The 17,504-nt window shown below is 65.0% G+C and carries 11 protein-coding genes and 1 pseudogene; 3 read left to right on the plus strand and 9 right to left on the minus strand.

Annotated features, from left to right (window positions below; genetic code table 11):
• Position 1: 1 nt before the first annotated feature.
• Complete coding sequence (locus JEY66_RS13215) at positions 2 to 1,951, minus strand: alpha-1,4-glucan--maltose-1-phosphate maltosyltransferase (protein WP_018273098.1); 1,950 nt, start codon at positions 1,949 to 1,951, stop codon at positions 2 to 4.
• A 203-nt stretch (positions 1,952 to 2,154) separates the two neighbouring features.
• On the opposite strand from JEY66_RS13215, the gene malQ reads away from it, so the two are divergent.
• Together malQ and JEY66_RS13225 are read left to right on the plus strand one after the other, a co-directional pair.
• Positions 2,155 to 4,104 carry a 4-alpha-glucanotransferase gene (gene malQ, locus JEY66_RS13220; protein ID WP_018273097.1) on the plus strand — a complete coding sequence of 650 codons (1,950 nt, stop codon included), beginning with the start codon at positions 2,155 to 2,157 and terminating at the stop codon, positions 4,102 to 4,104.
• 15 nt (positions 4,105 to 4,119) lie between these two features.
• A complete protein-coding gene (locus JEY66_RS13225; protein WP_018273096.1) occupies positions 4,120 to 5,928 on the plus strand; it encodes a glycoside hydrolase family 15 protein in 1,809 nt (602 codons plus the stop codon).
• Between the two features lie 232 nt (positions 5,929 to 6,160).
• Here JEY66_RS13225 and JEY66_RS13230 read toward each other — a convergent pair whose 3' ends face one another.
• The 8 genes and pseudogenes from JEY66_RS13230 to JEY66_RS13265 all read right to left on the minus strand — a co-directional run bounded on the left by JEY66_RS13230 (position 6,161) and on the right by JEY66_RS13265 (position 15,022).
• On the minus strand, positions 6,161 to 6,964 hold the full coding sequence (locus JEY66_RS13230; protein ID WP_018273095.1) for a Cof-type HAD-IIB family hydrolase: 804 nt from the start codon (positions 6,962 to 6,964) through the stop codon (positions 6,161 to 6,163).
• The gene (locus JEY66_RS13235; protein ID WP_018273094.1) at positions 6,961 to 7,449 is read right to left on the minus strand and encodes a gluconokinase; all 489 of its coding nucleotides are present in this window, start codon (positions 7,447 to 7,449) and stop codon (positions 6,961 to 6,963) included. Before JEY66_RS13235 ends, JEY66_RS13230 begins: the two co-directional genes overlap by 4 nt.
• Before the next feature lie 28 nt (positions 7,450 to 7,477).
• Positions 7,478 to 8,230 carry a 6-phosphogluconolactonase gene (gene pgl, locus JEY66_RS13240; RefSeq protein ID WP_018273093.1) on the minus strand — a complete coding sequence of 251 codons (753 nt, stop codon included), beginning with the start codon at positions 8,228 to 8,230 and terminating at the stop codon, positions 7,478 to 7,480.
• 1 nt (position 8,231) lies between these two features.
• On the minus strand, positions 8,232 to 9,725 hold the full coding sequence (zwf, locus tag JEY66_RS13245; protein ID WP_018273092.1) for a glucose-6-phosphate dehydrogenase: 1,494 nt from the start codon (positions 9,723 to 9,725) through the stop codon (positions 8,232 to 8,234).
• A 117-nt stretch (positions 9,726 to 9,842) separates the two neighbouring features.
• On the minus strand, positions 9,843 to 10,826 hold the full coding sequence (gene gnd / locus JEY66_RS13250) for a phosphogluconate dehydrogenase (NAD(+)-dependent, decarboxylating) (protein WP_018273091.1): 984 nt from the start codon (positions 10,824 to 10,826) through the stop codon (positions 9,843 to 9,845).
• Positions 10,827 to 10,838: 12 nt separating this feature from the next.
• Positions 10,839 to 13,685 carry a bifunctional transaldolase/phosoglucose isomerase gene (locus JEY66_RS13255; RefSeq protein WP_018273090.1) on the minus strand — a complete coding sequence of 949 codons (2,847 nt, stop codon included), beginning with the start codon at positions 13,683 to 13,685 and terminating at the stop codon, positions 10,839 to 10,841.
• A 217-nt stretch (positions 13,686 to 13,902) separates the two neighbouring features.
• Positions 13,903 to 14,350: pseudogene (locus JEY66_RS13260) on the minus strand (DsrE family protein).
• A 54-nt stretch (positions 14,351 to 14,404) separates the two neighbouring features.
• The gene (locus JEY66_RS13265) at positions 14,405 to 15,022 is read right to left on the minus strand and encodes a hypothetical protein (RefSeq protein ID WP_026193165.1); all 618 of its coding nucleotides are present in this window, start codon (positions 15,020 to 15,022) and stop codon (positions 14,405 to 14,407) included.
• A 499-nt stretch (positions 15,023 to 15,521) separates the two neighbouring features.
• On the opposite strand from JEY66_RS13265, the gene JEY66_RS13270 reads away from it, so the two are divergent.
• Positions 15,522 to 17,465, plus strand: coding sequence for a PrkA family serine protein kinase (locus JEY66_RS13270; RefSeq protein WP_018273087.1), 1,944 nt, complete (start codon positions 15,522 to 15,524; stop codon positions 17,463 to 17,465).
• Positions 17,466 to 17,504 lie beyond the last annotated feature (39 nt).

Consider the following 17,504-nt stretch of genomic DNA (forward strand, 5'->3'; position numbering starts at 1 on the left):
TTCAGGCGACACAGCGCAGCAGCAACGCGGGATCGCGCGCAGGATCTAGACGTAGACGGATGCCTCCCCATTCGAGCGCGTGGCGCTCTCCGGTGACAAGGTCTTCCACTGCCGAGACGGGGCGGTGGGCATCGCCACGGCCGACCATGACGTCGCCGAGCGGCAGCCAGACCTCACGCGGCTCGGCTGACAATGCAATCGCGGCCGCGATCACATTGCCCTGATCGGCCGCCTCCTTGATGAAGCCGATCACGCCGCCGTCATCGACACTGATAAAGCGCAAATTGGCGAATTGTTGCAGGGCCGGATTGCCGCGTCTGATCCGGTTGAGGGCTGCGATATAGGGCTTGATGTTCCCCGGCTGCTCCCAGTTGCGAACCTTGATCTCGTACTTCTCGGAGTTGAGATATTCCTCGCGGCCGGGGATGGGCGTGTGTTCGAGCAATTCGAAGCCGCTGTAGATGCCATAGCTGCTTGAAAGCGTCGCGGCCAGCGCGAGACGCGACTTGAACATCCAGGATTCGCCGCTTTGCAGGTGGAAGGGCAGGATGTCCGGTGTGTTGACGAAGAAATTCGGCCGAAAGAAGTCACGCTCGGGATAGGAGGTCAATTCGCCGAGATATTGTTCGAGCTCGAAGCGCTGCGTCCGCCAGGTGAAATAGCTGTAGGATTGCGTGAAGCCGAGTTTGGCGAGGCCCTTCATCAGTTTCCGGCGCGCGAAGGCTTCCGCAAGGAACAGCACGTCCGCGTCGCGGTCCCGCACCTCGCGGATCAGCCACTCCCAGAACGCCAGCGGCTTGGTGTGCGGATTGTCGACCCGGAAGATCCTGACGCCCTGTTCGATCCAGAACAGCACGACGTCGCGCAGCGCGCGCCACAACGCGCCGGCGTCTTCGGACCCGAAATCCGGATTGACGACATCATCCCAGCGCTGCGGTGGATGCTCGGCCGTGCGCATCGATCCGTCCGGGCGCCGCTTGAACCACTCCGGATGCTCGTTCAGCCAGGGATGATCGGGGGAGCACTGCACGGCGAAATCGAGCGCGACCTCGAGGCCATGCGCCTGGCTTGCCGCCACGAAGGCGCGGAAGTCGTCGAGCGTGCCGAGTTCCGGATGCACGGCGTCGTGGCCGCCCTCGGCTGCGCCGATCGCGTAAGGGCTGCCGGGATCGCCCGCCTGTGCGATCGCGGCATTGTTGCGGCCCTTGCGATGCTGCCGGCCGATCGGATGGATCGGCGCGAGCAGGACGACGTCAAAGCCCATCGCGGCGATGTCGGGAAGTCGCGCGATGCAGTCGTTGAAGGTTGCATGCATGCCCGGCGTCTTGCCCTGGCTGCGCGGAAACATCTGGTACCACGCACTGCTGCGTGCCCGCGGGCGGTCCGCGGTGAGCGGGTAGAGTTGCGATCGCATCAGATCGCGGCGAAACTGGCTGCCGGCCATCGCCTCCCGCAATTCGGGCGCGAGCAGCGCACCTGGTTCGCCGGTCTGCAGAAAGATTTCGCACTGCCTGATGATGACGGCCGCCGCCGACGGGCTGCCGGCCTGCGCCCGGGTCAGCATGCCCGCGCCTTCGAGCGCGTCCAGCGTGCGGTCGCTGCCATCGTGCGGCTTCTGCTCGAAGCGATGCCGCCAACTGGCAAATTCATCGGTCCAGGCCTCGATCGCGAAGGCGTAGCGGCCGGGCCGGTCGGGCACGAAGGCGCCGCCCCAGCGGTCATCGCTGTGCGGCGTCATCGGCGCGACCTGCCATTCGTCGTCGCCCTCGCGCCGCCACACCAATGCCGCCGACATCACGTCATGTCCGGCACGGTAGATGTCGGCCCACACCTCGACAGGTTCGCCCACAATGCGCTTGACTGGAAAGCGGCCGCCATCAACCGACGGATAGACATCGGTGATATGAAAAGTGCCATTGGCACTCTCGACAGGCCGGAGGGTTTTGTTCACGGTGATGCCGCCATTAAAAATGCAAATGACGTCCCGGCGCCGGGAAGGAGGCGCGCCAGACCCATATAGAAAGCCGCTCGCCGGGCAATGGTTCCCGGTGGGAACGCCGGATAGGGTAGAGCGTTGAACATCAACTATCCCTTTCCCGTATCTGTACAATTTAGCAACGATCCACCTACCGTTGCGAGCAGGCAGCGTGCCGAATGGACCTTTACGCCAAAGCCCAGACCCTGGGAATCCAGACCGAGTATATCGATGGCAGCGGTCACCGCCGTGTGACAACCCCCGAGGCGCTCACGGCGATCCTCGACGCGCTGCCGCCGCAGGCGCCCCGTCGGATCATCGCCGATCCCGTGGTGATCCGAGGCGGCCAGGCTGCGCAAACGCGGCTCTCCGAGGCGGCGCGGCTTCCGGTGCAATGGAAGCTTGCGAATGGCACCGGGGTGCTCGCGCAGGGCGAGGCGCGTGAGCGCAGTGTGACGTGGCCGTCCGGTCTGCCCGAAGGCGTGCATCGGCTGCAGCTGTCGGACGCATCGGGCAGTGAGGAGCTGCCGCTGCTGGTGGCGCCGCAGGGCGCGTTCGGCGGCGAGTTCGACCGCTGCTGGGTGATCGCGGTGCAACTCTACGGCGTGCGGTCGGCGCGCAACTGGGGCATCGGCGACTTCACCGACCTGCAGCACCTGCTCGAATTCGCCCACCGGCTCGGCGCCGACGGCGTCGGGCTCAATCCGCTGCATGCGCTGTTCGACGATCGGCCCGGCGATTGCAGTCCGTACTCACCGAACAGCCGGCTGTTCCTCAATGGGCTCTACATCGACGTCGAGCAGATTCCCGAATTCCGCACCGATGCCGAGACCAAGGCCACGTTGGCGCAGCTCCGCAGCCACGACATGGTCGACTATGTCGGCGTCGCGGCGCAGAAATGGCCCGCGCTGCGCGCGGCGTTCGCAGCCTTCAAGGCCAACCCGGGCCTCGGCCGCTGGCAGGATTTCGAGGCCTATCGCAACGAGCAGGGCACGCTGCTGTCGCGCTTCGCCTGCTTCGAGGTGATGCGGCACAAATTCAACACGCCGTGGTGGGAATGGCCGGACGAATGGCGGCAGCCGAGCGATGCAGCTTGCGCCAGATTGCGCCGTGCGCGCGACTCTGCCGCCGAGGTCGAGTTCGTCGAATTCGTGCAATGGACCGCAGACCGTCAACTCGGCGCCTGCCAGGCGCTTGCGCACAAGCTCGGCATGCGGGTCGGGCTTTATCTCGACGTTGCCGTCGGCGTGCAGTCGGACGGTTTCGACGCCTGGAATGAGCAGACCGCGATCTCGCGCCATCTCGGCGTCGGCGCGCCGCCGGACCCGCTCAACACGGCGGGCCAGGACTGGGGGCTTGCCGGCTTCAATGCCGCGGGCCTTGAACAGCGCTCGTTCGAGCCGTTCAGGCAGATGCTGCGCGCCTCGATGCACCACGCCGGCGCAATCAGGCTCGACCACGCGTTCGGGCTGAAGCGGCTCTATCTGGTGCCGCGCGGCTTCGGCCCGGCCAATGGCGCCTATGTGCTGATGCCGTTCGAGGCGCTGCTGGCGGCGACCGCGCAGGAGAGCGTGGCGAGCCGCTGCGTCGTGATCGGCGAAGACCTCGGCACCGTACCTCCGGGGTTCCGCGAGCAGATGAACGGCTGGGGCATCTGGTCCTATCTCGTGATGATGTTCGAGACCGACGACCGGGGCGTCTTCCGCAACGCCGACTACTATTTGCCGGATGCGCTGGTGACCTTCAACACCCACGACCTCTCGACCTATGCGGGCTGGCGCTCGTTCAGCGACCTCAAGACCAAGCGTGCGCTCGGGATCGATCCTGGCGAGACCGAAGAGGGGCGCTGGCACGCGCTCGGCCAACTCGACGACGTGCTGCGCCGGCACGACATCCATGCGAACGATTTCTATTCGGTGGCGAACTTGCTGGCACGGACGCGGTCGCGGATGATGGCGGTGTCGATGGAGGACCTGCTCGGCATTGTCGAGCAGCCGAACATCCCCGGCACCGTCTACGAGCATCCGAACTGGAAGCGGCGGCTCCCGGTCTCGATCGAGCATCTCGCGTCGGCGATCGACGTCGACGCGCTCAAGCGCGCGACCCGCGAGCGCTCCCACACCGGGTAACGCGGAGCGCAGCGCGTGGCCTCTCGTATCGAAGACTATGGACTGATCGGAGATTGCGAGACCGCAGCCCTGGTCGGCCGCGACGGCTCGATCGACTGGTTGTGTTGGCCCGCGTTCGATTCCGACCCCTGCTTCGCGGCGCTGCTTGGCACGTCGAGGAATGGTCGCTGGCTGCTGGCGCCCACAGGCGAGATCAAGCAGACCGCGCGGCGCTACTGGGACGATACGCTGATCCTGGAGACCCGGTTCGAGACCGAAGGCGGCGCGGTCGCGCTGATCGACTTCATGCCGCCGCGCGGCAACGCCTCCGATGTGGTCCGCCTCGTTCGCGGCATCAGCGGCCGCGTCAAGATGCGCATGGAGCTGGTGATCCGCTTCGGCTTCGGTGTCGATGTCCCCTGGGTGAGGAAGAATCCGGATGGCGACGGACTTCTGGCGATCAGCGGGCAGGACATGACCGTGCTGCGCACGCCGGTCGAAACCCGCGGCAAGGATCTGACCACGATCGCCGATTTCGAGGTCGGCGAGGGCGACACGGTGCCGTTCGTCCTGACCTATGGACCGTCCTATCACCCGGTGCCGGAGCCGATCGACCCTGAGGCTGCGCTGAAGGACACCGAGGAATACTGGCGGGAATGGTGCAGCCGTTCGACCTATGACGGCAGCTATCAACGCGCCCTCGTGATGCGCTCGCTGATCACGCTGAAGGCGCTGACTTTCAGGCCGACCGGCGGCATCGTCGCGGCACCCACCACGTCGTTGCCGGAAAAGCTCGGCGGCGCGCGCAATTGGGACTACCGGTTCTGCTGGCTGCGCGACGCCACCTTTACGCTGCTGGCTCTGATGAATTCGGGCTACACCGAGGAAGCGGCGGCCTGGCACAACTGGCTGCTGCGAGCCGCAGCCGGCGCGCCGGCCAACATGCAGATCATGTACGGCATCCTGGGCCAGCGGCGCCTGCTGGAATGGGAGGCCGGATGGCTGCCCGGCTATGAAGGGGCGCAGCCGGTGCGTGTCGGCAACGCCGCGCATGCGCAGCTGCAACTCGACGTCTATGGCGAGCTGATCGATGCCTTCCACCAGTCCCGCATGGCCAAGCTGAAGCTCGACAAGGAGAACTGGTCGCTCGAATGCACCGTCGTCGCCCATCTCGCCGATGTCTGGGATCAGCCGGATCACGGCATCTGGGAGCGCCGCGGCACGCCAAGACACTACGTGTTCTCCAAGGTGATGTGCTGGGTCGCCTTCGACCGCGCCATCAAGAGCGCGGAACGGCTGGGCTTCAAGGGACCGCTGGTCAAATGGCGGGTGCTGCGCGACGCCATCCATCGCGACGTTTGCCATCGCGGCTTCGATCCCACCCTCAACAGCTTCGTCGAGAGCTATGGCTCAAAGCTGCTCGACGCCAGCCTGCTGCTGCTGCCGTCGGTCGGCTTCCTGCCGTCCGCCGATCCGCGTATCCGCGGCACGATCGAGGCGGTCGAGCGGCACATGATGCCCGACGGTTTCGTGCTGCGCCACGATCCGCGCGAGGTCTCCGATGAGATCCAGCCGATCGAGGGCGCGTTCCTGGCCTGCAGCCTGTGGCTGGCCGACGCCCATGTGCTGGCGGGAGATGTCGGCAAGGCGCAGACCATGTTCGACCGCGTGGTCGCGGTCGCCAATGATCTCGGACTGTTGGCCGAGGAGTTCGATTCCGGCGCCGGCCGGCAGACCGGCAATTTCCCGCAGGCGCTGACCCATATCGCGTTGATCAACACCGCGCACAATCTCAGCGCTGCCAGGGCCGACGCCGAGAAGCCCGCGGTGCAGCGTTCGACTTAAACCACCGCGGCGATGCCGCCCTCCGTCTTCCGCTTGCGGACCGCCGCAGGTGCGCGCTGCCAAAATATCGAAAACAACCCCATGCAAAGGAGCCGGCAGCTGCCGGCGTTCGACAAGTCAACTTGACATGTCGGGCAAATCAGGAGTATATTTCCAATAATCAGAAATTGTGCGGGCGACGATCACGCTGCGGCCCGCGCTCGATCACGGGTGGGGCGAACGTCCGCACACCTCAGCGAAGCTGCAACACCGTGTCCATCGCGCGCGCGAAACCGTCCTGCTCGTTGGTTTCGGTGACATGCGTGGCGCGCGCCTTCACGTCATCGCTGGCATTGCCCATCGCGAAGGAGACGCCGCTTCGCGCGAACATCGGCAAATCGTTCTGCATGTCGCCAATCGTGGCGACATTCTCCAGCGGCACGCCAAGGCGCTTCGCGATGCCCTCGATGAAGGTGCCCTTGTCGTGACCGGGCGGGGTGACGTCGAGATAGTAGGTCTGCGAGCGGACCGCCGTGGCATCGCGTCCGACCATCTGCTGCATCTCCACCTCGCAGCGCCGCAGCAGGGCTGCATCCGAGCTGGCGCCGACGATCTTGCAGGCCTGGTCGAGATAGGGAGTGAAGTCGCCGACGATGGTCGGATCATGCTTGATCGTGTGCTGCTCGTGAGCGGTGTACTCGCCGTCAGGATTCCGGGTCAGCCAGCGATCGTTGGTAAACAGCCAGATATCGACGCCGCGCTCGTGCAGCATGTCGATGCAGCGTTTTGCGACCGCTGCCGGGATCAAATGCTGCTCGAGGGGCTTGAGCTGCGGATCGACGATCGAGGAGCCGTTGAAGGCACCAATTGGCTGCGTGATCGCAAGCGGCGCAATCAGGAAACCCATCCCGATCGTCGGCCGGCTGGACACGATGGTGAAGCCGATGCCGGCCTCATGCAGCCTGCGCACTGCCGCCCTGGCGCCGTCGGTCAAGGTCTTGTCCTTGGTGAGCAGCGTGCCGTCGACATCGGATACGACAAGGGCGATGCGGGTCATGGGCGGTCCAGCTTCAGTTGAGTGACGATGTCTTCGACGATGATTTCGACCGGACGGTCGATCGCAACCGTGATCGGGCGTTCCTCCGGTGTCGGCGGCTCCAACGTCTTGAACTGGCTGGCGAGCAGCCCCGGCGGCATGAAATGGCCCTTGCGCGCGCCGAGCCGCGTGGCGATCAACTCCTGCGAGCCGTCGAGGAAGACGATGCGGATATCGTCCCGGCCATGCACCAGGATGTCGCGATAGGCACGCTTCAGCGCGGAGCAGGCGATGACGGCGCGTTCGCGGACGCCGCAGGTGCGGTCGATCTCGTCGGCGATCGCGTGCAGCCAGGGCCAGCGATCCTCGTCGGTGAGCGGCTGGCCGGAATGCATTTTGGCGACATTGCCAGGCGGATGAAAACTGTCGCCGTCCTCGAAGCGCCAGCCGATCCTGATCGCCAGGCGGTCGGCGATGGTGCTCTTGCCCGAGCCGGAGACGCCCATCACGACCAGTGCGCAGGGGTTTTGTTCGTCACCCACGAAAGTCCTCCGGCAGCGCGGCCTGATCGATCAGCCAGACGGTCTCGCCCTGCGATCGCGCGCGGTTTGCCGGCAGGTTCTCGCCTGCGAACAGGCGCGTCAAGATCGCGCGCTTGTTCTCGCCCGCCACCTCGAACAGCATCTCGCGGCACGAGGCGAGGGCGGGCAAGGTCAGCGACACGCGCGGCACGAACGGCTCGACATTGGCCTTGGGCACCCCGACCACCCAGCGCTGGGTTTCCTCGACCGCGGGATAACCCGGAAACAGCGAAGCGGTGTGGCCGTCGGGGCCGATGCCCATCAGCACCAGGTCGAATAGCGGACGCTTCGGATCGAGCTGTTCGGCGCCGTAGAACGCCATCAACTCATTCTCATACAGCGCCGCGCTGACGTCGGGATCCCTGAGATCGGCGGTGTCGGTCGCAATCGGATGGACATTCGCGGCCGGCGCACAGCGGTCGAGGAAGGCCTGACGCGCCATGCTCATGTTGTGCAGCGGGTCCTTGCGCGGCACCAGGCGCTCGTCGCCGATGAACCAGTCGACGCGGTCCCACGGAATCCTTTGGCGATAGTCGGGCGTCGCCAGCAACTGATAGAGCGCCTTGGGGCTGGAGCCGCCGGTGAGGCACACGGCGATCCGGCCGCTGTTCTGGTCGGTCCTGGCGATCACCCGCTCGGCGGCCGCCTGCGCCAGTGCCGCCGGATCGGCGACCGTGATGATCCTGCGCTCGCCGGTCGCGGTCATGTCAGCCCAGCTTCCGCCAGCTGCGGCCGTCGCGCGTCAGCAGCGCGTTGGCGGCCTCCGGGCCTTCGCTGCCGGCCTTGTAGGGTTGCAAACCGCGTCCGCCGGCGCTCTTCCAGGCGTCGAGGAAAGGCTGCACCGCCTGCCACCCGGCCTCGACGCTGTCGGCACGCTGAAACAGGATGTTGTCGCCGATCATGCAGTCATAGATCAGCGTCTCGTAGCCGGTCGACGGCTCGGCCTTGAAGTAGTCCTTGTAGCGGAACTTCATCTCGACGCCGTCGATATTGATGGTCGGGCCGGGTACCTTGGTGTTGAACTGCAGCTCGATGCCCTCGGTCGGCTCAGTGGAGATGACGAGGTAGTTCTGCGACAGGCGATCGACCGACGTGTCGCGGAACATGGCGAACGGCGCCTGCTTGAACTTGATCGCGATCTCGGTGCGCTTGGTGGTCAGCGCCTTGCCGGTGCGCAGGTAGAACGGCACGCCGGCCCAGCGCCAATTGTCGATGGTCAGCTTCAGCGCGGCATAGGTCTCGGTCGAGCTGTCGGGCCTGACGTCGAGCGTCTTGAGAAAGTCCTCGATTTCGGTGTCGCCGATCCGGCCGGCGCGATACTGGCCGCGCACCGAATTGTGCAGCGCCTCCTGTTCGCTCTGGGTCTGGATCGCGCTCAGCACCTCGGCCTTTTCGGAGCGCACCGCGTGGGCGTCGAACCGCGCCGGCGGCTCCATCGTCACCAGCGACAGCAGCTGGAACAGATGGTTCGGCACCATGTCGCGCAGCGCGCCGGTGGCGTCGTAGAAGCTGCCGCGATGACCGACGCCGAGCTTCTCGTCCACGGTGATCTGGATGTGGTCGATGTGGTTGCGATTCCAGATCGGCTCGAACATGCCGTTGGCGAAGCGCAGCACCAGGATGTTCTGGACGGTTTCCTTGCCGAGATAGTGATCGATCCGGTAGATCTGGTGCTCGTCCATCAGCTTCAGCAGCGCTGAATTCAGCGCCTTGGCCGATGCCAGATCGGTGCCGAACGGCTTCTCGACGATCAGCCGGCGCCAGGCGCCGTTCTCCTCCAGCATGCCGGTGCGCCCGAGCTGCTGGCTGATCGGCAGGAACGCTCGCGGCGGGGTCGCGAGATAGAACAGCCGGTTGCCCCCGGTGCCGCGCGCCGTCTCGAGCTTGTCGAGCCGTTCGTTCATGGCATCGAAGGAGGGCGGATCGCTCGGATCGGCCTCGATCGAGGTGACGCATTCGAACAGCCGCGTGACAACCGCCTCATCGAGCGGCCGGGTCGCGAATTTGCGCAGCCCTTGCATCAGGCTGTCCTTCATCTGGTCGCTCGACATGCCCTTGCGGGCGATGCCGACGACGCAGAATCTGTCCGGGAGCAGATTTCCGGCGGCGAGATTGTAGAGCGCCGGGATGACCAGCCGGTGCGTCAGATCACCGGTGGCGCCGAAGATGATGAAGGAGCAAGGATCGGGTTTCTTCTGCACGTGACCTTCCGCGGTTCTCTCTAGAGCTCCGTTCCGATTGTATCGGAACCGAGCTCTCGATTCTTGTTTGACGCGTTTTCTTCACGCGAACCGGTGCCCACTTCGCTTGAAAACGCTTTATGCCTTTTTCGGCGGCTCCTTGTGGCCGCCGAAACCTGCGCGCATCGCCGAGAGGATCTTCTCCGCGAAGGTGTGATCCTTGCGCGAGCGGAAGCGCGTGTAGAGTGCGGCCGTCAGCACCTCGGCCGGCACGGCTTCGTCGACCGCGGCATTGACGGTCCAGCGGCCTTCGCCGGAATCCTCGACAAAGCCGGAATAGTTGTCGAGCGTGTGGTTCTGCGCCAGCGCCGATGCGGTGAGGTCGAGCAGCCAGGACGGGATCACGCTGCCGCGCCGCCAGACCTCCGCGATGTCGGCGATGTCGAGGTCGAAGCGATGCTCGGCCGGCAGCGCCTCGATATTGGCGTTCTTCAGGATGTCGAAGCCTTCGGCATAGGCCTGCATCAGGCCGTATTCGATGCCGTTATGGATCATCTTGACGAAATGCCCGGCGCCGATCGGGCCGGCGTGGATGTAGCCCTGTTCGATGCGCGGATCGCGGCCCTCGCGGCCGGAGGTGCGCGGAATGTCGCCGATCCCTGGCGCCAGCGTCTTGAAGATCGGGTCGAGCCGGTCGACGACTTTCTTGTCGCCGCCGATCATCATGCAGTAGCCGCGCTCGATGCCCCAGATGCCGCCGCTGGTGCCGACATCGACATAGTGCAGCCCGCGCTCCCTGAGCGCCTTGCCGCGGCGGACGTCGTCCTGCCAGAAGGTGTTGCCGCCGTCGATGATGACGTCGCCCGGCTGCATCAGCTTCGACAGCGCCTCGATGGTGGCTTCGGTGATCTTGCCGGCCGGCAGCATCACCCAGGCGGTGCGCGGCGCCTCCAGCTTGAGGACGAAATCCTCCAGCGACGAGGACCCGGTGGCATTGTCGGCGACGAGCGCCGCGACGGCCTTCGGGTCCTTGTCGTAGACCACGGTGGTGTGGCCCTGGGTCATCAGGCGGCGCACGATGTTGCCGCCCATCCGCCCGAGGCCGATCATGCCGAGTTGCATCCCTCGCCTCCGTCAGTTCAGTGCAGCCGAGATCGCGGCATCGAGCGCCGCGAGCCCGGAGGTGAGATCGCCCTTGAGATGCACGCGCAGCGCCCGCCGACCGCGCTCGGTGAGCACGTCGAAATCGCCGCGGGCCTGCGCCGCCTTGATCACGCCGAAGCTCGCCTTCTGGCCGGGCACCGGCAGGTCCTGCGTATCGTCGGTCGTGACCTGCAGGAACACGCCGCTGTCGGGCCCGCCCTTGTAGGCCTGCCCGGTCGAATGCAGGAAGCGCGGACCGAACTCGGCGCAGGTCGCAAGGTGCTTTGCGTCGCGCAGCTTCAGCCGCATCGCCTGCATGGCGTCGATGGTGTCGCCGTCGCGCTCGATATAGGCGAGCAGGGCGACATAGTCGCCGCGGCCGGAGCGCGAGAGGTGCGCTCTTATCCAGGAGTTGAGATCGCCGTTCGCACCGGCCTTGCGCAGCTCCTCGGCGTTCTGCGCGTCGGTGTAGAGATCGACCCCGTCCGCCGATACCACCGGCTGTTCGGCCGGCAGCGATCCGGTCTTCTCGAACGCGGCCGTCAGCTCGCGGGTCTTGATCTTGGCGGCCTCGACGTCGGGCTGGTTGAAGGGGTTGATGCCGAGGATCGAGCCGGCCACCGCGGTCGCGATCTCGAAGCGGAAGAACTCCTGGCCGATATGGTCGATCGACTGCATCACGATCCGAACCACAGGATGGCCGGCGGCCTCGAGCGCCGCGAGTTTGGCCTCATGCGCGGCGTCGTTCTCGCTATCGGTACGCAGGTCGATGAAGAAGCGGTCGTTGCCGTAGACCGCCGCCTCGCCAATCGTCTCGCCCTCGATCGGGATCAGGCCCTTGCCGTCCTTGCCGGTCGATTCCGCGATCAGCTGCTCGGCCCAGGCGCCGAAATCGGCAACGTCCGGCGAGGCGAAGATCGTCACCTTGTCGCGGCCTTCGAGCCCGGCGATGCCCATCGCGAGCCCGAGCTGCACGCCCGGGTTCTCCTGCGGCGGCACGTCGGCACCGCAGGAGCGCACCATGGCGAGCGTATGGCCGAGCAGGCTGCGGACGTCGATGCCGGCAGCGGCCGCCGGCACCAGACCGAACGGCGACAGCACGGAATAGCGGCCGCCGATCGCAGGGTCGCCGTAGAAGATGCGGGCAAAACCCTGCTTGATCGCGACCTTCTGCAGCGATGAGCCGGGATCGGTCACCGCGATGAAGCGGTGGCCGGCCTTGTCCTTGCCGATCGCCTTCGCCACCCGATCGAAGAAGTAGTCCTTCATCACGTTCGGCTCGGTGGTGCCGCCGGATTTGGAGGAGACGATGAACAGCGTCCTTGCGATGTCGACATACTCCTCCATCGCGCGCACCTGCGCCGGATCGGTGGAGTCGAGCACGTGCAGCCGCGGGAAACCGGACCGGTGCGGGAAGGTCTGGGCCAAGACCTCCGGCCCGAGGCTCGACCCGCCCATGCCGAGCACGACGGCGTCGGTGAAGTTCTGCCCCTTCACGCGCTGGGCGAAGTCCTCGTAGTCGGCGACGTTCGCGGTGGCCGCGCTGGTGAGCCAGCCCAGCCATTTGTCCTCGTCGTCGCCGGTCCAGACCGATTTGTCCTTGTGCCAGAGCCTTCGGATCCTGGCCGAGGCGCGCCATTCCTCGGTGCTCCTCTCGACCGCCTTCTCGATGGCGGCGCCGAGCGCGAGCTTCTGGCGGTCGATGCCGCCGCCGAGCGAGGTGGCGCGCTTGTGGGCGACCGCGCCGTAGAGCTTGTCGGCCGCGTCGGCGAACAGCTTGACGCCGTCCTTGACCAGCTCCTCGGTGATCGCATCGAGCGAGATGCCGGACTTCTCCAGCTCCTCCAGCACATGGCGGGCGTCCTCGACATTCTCCTCGAGGCTGTCGCGGACCTTGCCGTGGTCGCGGAAGGCATCGAGCGTTGCCGGCGGCACGGTGTTGACGGTGTCGGGGCCGATCAGCTCCTCGACATAGAGCACGTCGCTATAGTCCTTGTTCTTGGTACCGGTCGAAGCCCACAACAGCCGCTGCGGCTTGGCGCCCTTGGCCGTCAGCTTGTCCCAGCGGCTGCCTGCGAACAGGTGCTTGTAGTCCTGATAGGCGAGCTTTGCATTGGCGATCGCGACCTTGCCCTTCAAGGCGGCGAGCCGCTCCTTTTCGTGCGGATCGTTGGCCTTCGCGATCTTCTCGTCGAGTTGCTTGTCGACGGCGGTATCGATGCGGCTGACGAAGAAGCTCGCGACGCTCGCGACGTGGGAGGGATCGCCGCCCTTGCCGACGTATTTCTCCAGGCCCTTGAGATAGGCCTCGGCGACCTGGCGATAGACCTTCTGCGAGAACAGCAGCGTGATGTTGATGCTGATGCCTTCGCCGATCAGGTACTCGATCGCCGGCAGGCCCTCCGGCGTCGCCGGCACCTTGACCATCAGGTTCTTGCGGTGGACGTCTTTCCAGAGCCGTTCGGCCTCCGCGATCGTGCCCTTGGTGTCCATCGCGAGATAGGGCGACACCTCGAGGCTGACGAAGCCGTCGCCGCCGTGGCTGTGGTCGTAGACCGGGCGCAGCACGTCGGCGGCGCGCTGGATGTCCTCGACCGCAAGGTGCTCGAACAGGTCGGCGACCGAGCGGTCGCCGCTCTTGAGGGCCTTGCCGATCGCCCCGTCATATTCGTCGGAGCTGCCGATCGCCTTCTCGAAGATCGAGGGGTTGGATGTCACGCCTTTGACGCCGTCGGTCTCGATCAGCCGCTTCAGGTCGCCGTTGGCGACGAAGCCGCGGGCGAGGAAGTCCAGCCAGACGGCCTGGCGGTGATTTTCGAGTGCTTTGACGGGGTTCATGGGTGCCTGTTCTCGTTCGGTCGAGGGTCGATTTTTGGGTTCCCGGGCAGCTTTCGGGGGCGGAGGGGGATTGTCAACATGGCGGGAGCCCCGGGCGGAATATCAGCATTTCCAAGGGATAACGCCATTCACAACAGTTCGATCCCCTCGGACGCAGCTGCGAGCAGACCCCCATCTCAGCACATTTTTATGACGCGTTGCGGCGCAGGACCGCGCGTCAGGGCCGCAGGTAGAGGTAACCTTGGGATTGCAGCTCGGCGAGGCGGACCACCCCGCCGCGCTCGGCGGCAACGAAGCCGGGGAGCAAGTCGGCGAGGCCGATGTTCTGCGATTTCATGGTGTTGCCGCAGGCGGCGAACTCGATCCCATCCTTGGTGAACCGCGCGACATGTTTTGACAGCTCGGGATTGGCGGCTGCTGAATGAAATGCCTTCAGCGCCCGGCCGTGCACCACCAGCGCAATCGTCACATTGCCGGGGCCGCCGACGCCGTCGAGATGGTTCTGGATGTTGCCGACCACGAAATTGACCTTGTCGAGGTCATCAAGGTGATAGACCACCTTCAGCTTTTGCGGCGGTGCTTCGGTGGCGGCGCCGGCCCCGGGACGCTGCCAAGACGGCGCCGATCGCTGAAAGCGTGCCCCAGAGGATGCTGCGTCGGCGCATGGCGTCTCTCGCGCAATTATTGTTGATCCAGTGTTGTCCCTTTGGGCAAACCTATCATTTGTGGCGGAGCGCAGCGAGTTCCTTGCGGTCGGTCACAAGTTCGGCGCATTCGCCCAAGTCCGCGCGATCGACGCGAAAGATCTTGTCGTCGGCGCCGGCGGACAGCGCTTCGCCCGCATCGTCGTCGGGCTTGTTGCGATTCCACACCATGATGCGGCCAAGGCGCGCAATCGCGGATTTATTGTCCTTGGACAACGCCACGGTGATCCCGCCGCCCTCGCAATCCACGCCGCATTCGAAGCGCATTTCGCGGCCGGATTCGGCCGCGATGGCATGATTGCAGTAGCCGCTGGAGTCGAAATTGCCAGGGCGGTGGCGATACGCGACGCCGAGCCGGAACGAATAGTTGGTAGCCTTGTCCTCCGGAGCGTCTTCCGCTGACACCAGCAGCTTCATCGCGCTGACCTTCTGCTTCGGATGCTGCGCCAGATGATTTGCATCGTAGCGCCGCACAAAGCAGGCATAGGCTTTCGCGCCGGGCGGGCCCGCGAACATCCGGTTGTCGAAGGCGGCCGCCGCGGCCTTGTCGACGCCCTCCTGCGCCTGAACGGTTAACGGCGCGCCGGCATAGGCGGCGGCTGCGAGTGCGACAACAAGGAGCGCCTGCTTCATGACCGGCTCGGGAATAGCCGGCGCCTCCAAGGTGTCATCTTTAAAGCGCGGCAATGGTGCCGCGCGGAACTGCGCGGGCTCGTTGCCTTAGTCGCGGCGACAAGGAGGCACGTTCAACGGCGGCTGAACGTTTGTTCATGCGAGTCTGTTGCGCGTGCATCTTGACGTCACGGCTGAACGGTCACACTTTTTCAGGGAAGCCCAACGTCCATCGCCGGACGGGAAGTTGCCCCGCTCCGGATGTCCGCTTCGGAGGCCTGGGCCCCGGTAAACCACGGATGTGGCGAGGGGGTTACAGCCACCAAAAACAAGGGGATATTGATGAACCATTAAGCTTCCTGCCTGTTGATAAGGCAGAGGCTGCACGCGCCGTGCATTGCCGAACTGAGTCGGTCGAGTGTCCAATAGACCCAGCGTGCCGACGCTGATTCGATCCTAGGACGCTCTTGTTACGACTCGTGTCAGTCGTGCGGCGATACATATCGTGGAGAGAGGGATCATGTACAACGATTCTTTGTTCAACGCCTTCGCAAGGTCGTTTGAAGCGCGAAGCCAGACCGACATGTCGATGGCCGAGTATCTGGAGTCGTGTCGAGGCGATCCGATGCGATATGCAAATGCAGCCGAGCGGTTATTGGCGGCAATCGGTGAGCCCCAGATGATCGACACGGCCAAGGACCCACGCCTTGGCCGTATCTTTTTGAACCGTACGATCAGGTCGTATCCGGCCTTCGCCGGCTTCTACGGCATGGAGGATACGATCGAGCGCCTCGTCGGCTTCTTCCGTCACGCCGCGCAGGGCCTCGAAGAGCGCAAGCAGATCCTCTACCTGCTCGGGCCGGTCGGCGGCGGCAAGTCATCGCTCGCCGAGCGCATCAAGGCGCTGATGGAAATTCATCCGATCTACGTGCTGAAGGCGGGCGACGAGCTCTCGCCGGTGTTCGAGAGCCCGCTCGGGCTGTTCGATCCGGAGCAACTCGGGCCGATGATCGAGGAGAAGTACGGCATTCCGCGCCGCCGGCTGAGCGGGCTGATGTCGCCCTGGGCCTACAAGCGGCTCGAGGCTTTCGGCGGCGACATCTCGCAATTCCGCGTTGCGCGCATCCAGCCCTCGCGGCTGCGCCAGATCGCGGTCGCCAAGACCGAACCCGGTGACGAGAACAACCAGGACATCTCCTCGCTGGTCGGCAAGGTCGACATCCGCAAGCTCGAGACCTACGCCCAGAACGATCCCGACGCCTACAGCTATTCCGGCGGCCTCAACCGCGCCAACCAGGGCGTGCTCGAATTCGTCGAGATGTTCAAGGCGCCGATCAAGATGCTGCACCCGCTGCTGACCGCGACGCAGGAAGGCAACTATATCGGCACCGAGAATATCGGCGCGATCCCGTTCACCGGCATCATCCTGGCGCACTCGAACGAAGCCGAGTGGCAGAGCTTCAAGACCAACAAGAACAACGAGGCCTTCATCGACCGCATCTGCGTCATCAAGGTCCCGTACTGCCTGCGGGTCACAGAGGAGCAGAAGATCTACGAGAAGCTGATCCAGAGCTCGGAGCTCGCCGCCGCGCCGTGCGCGCCCGCGACGCTGGAGACGCTGGCCCGCTTCTCGGTGATGTCGCGCCTGCGCAAGCACGAGAACTCGACGCTGTTCGGCAAGATGCGGGTCTACGACGGCGAGAGCCTCAAGGAATCCGATCCCAAGGCGCGCAGCGTGCAGGAATACAAGGACGCGGCCGGCGTCGACGAGGGCATGGACGGCGTCTCCACCCGCTTTGCCTTCAAGGTGCTGGCCTCGACCTTCAACCACGACACGACAGAGGTCGGCGCCGATGCGGTGCATCTGATGTATGTCTTGGAGATGGCGATCCGCCGCGAGCAGCTGCCTGACGAGACCGAGAAGCGCTATCTCGAATTCATCAAGGCCGACCTCGCACCGCGCTATGCCGAGTTCATCGGCAACGAGATCCAGAAGGCCTATCTGGAATCCTACGCCGACTACGGCCAGAACCTGTTCGACCGCTATGTCGACTACGCCGACGCCTGGATCGAGGATCAGGACTTCAAGGATCCTGACACCGGCCAGCTGATGAACCGCGAGCTCCTGAACCAGGAGCTGACCAAGATCGAGAAGCCGGCCGGCATTGCCAATCCGAAGGACTTCCGCAACGAGGTCGTCAAGTTCTCGCTGCGCTCGCGGGCGCACAATGGCGGCAAGAATCCGAGCTGGACCTCCTACGAAAAGGTTCGCGACGTGATCGAGAAGCGGATATTCTCGCAGGTCGAGGATCTGCTTCCGGTCATCTCGTTCGGCTCCAAGAAGGACGGCGAGACCGAGAAGAAGCACGGCGAGTTCGTCGAGCGGATGGTGGAGCGCGGTTATACCGAGCGCCAGGTCCGCCGGCTCGTCGAGTGGTACATGCGGGTGAAGCAGGCCGGCTAACGCGCGATCCGGAAAGCCGGCTCCGGCTTTCCGTTTCGT

The sequence above is a fragment of the Bradyrhizobium elkanii USDA 76 genome (genome assembly GCF_023278185.1).
Lineage (GTDB): Bacteria > Pseudomonadota > Alphaproteobacteria > Rhizobiales > Xanthobacteraceae > Bradyrhizobium > Bradyrhizobium elkanii.

Excerpts from the sequence above, each read along its gene's own strand:
- malQ (WP_018273097.1), top strand. The coding sequence starts at position 2,155 with ATGGACCTTTACGCCAAAGCCCAGACCCTGGGAATCCAGACCGAGTAT.
- JEY66_RS13230 (WP_018273095.1), bottom strand. The coding sequence starts at position 6,964 with ATGACCCGCATCGCCCTTGTCGTATCCGATGTCGACGGCACGCTGCTC.
- JEY66_RS13235 (WP_018273094.1), bottom strand. The coding sequence starts at position 7,449 with ATGGGCGTCTCCGGCTCGGGCAAGAGCACCATCGCCGACCGCCTGGCG.
- pgl (WP_018273093.1), bottom strand. The coding sequence starts at position 8,230 with ATGACCGCGACCGGCGAGCGCAGGATCATCACGGTCGCCGATCCGGCG.
- gnd (WP_018273091.1), bottom strand. The coding sequence starts at position 10,826 with ATGCAACTCGGCATGATCGGCCTCGGGCGGATGGGCGGCAACATCGTG.
- JEY66_RS13255 (WP_018273090.1), bottom strand. The coding sequence starts at position 13,685 with ATGAACCCCGTCAAAGCACTCGAAAATCACCGCCAGGCCGTCTGGCTG.
- JEY66_RS13265 (WP_026193165.1), bottom strand. The coding sequence starts at position 15,022 with ATGAAGCAGGCGCTCCTTGTTGTCGCACTCGCAGCCGCCGCCTATGCC.
- JEY66_RS13270 (WP_018273087.1), top strand. The coding sequence starts at position 15,522 with ATGTACAACGATTCTTTGTTCAACGCCTTCGCAAGGTCGTTTGAAGCG.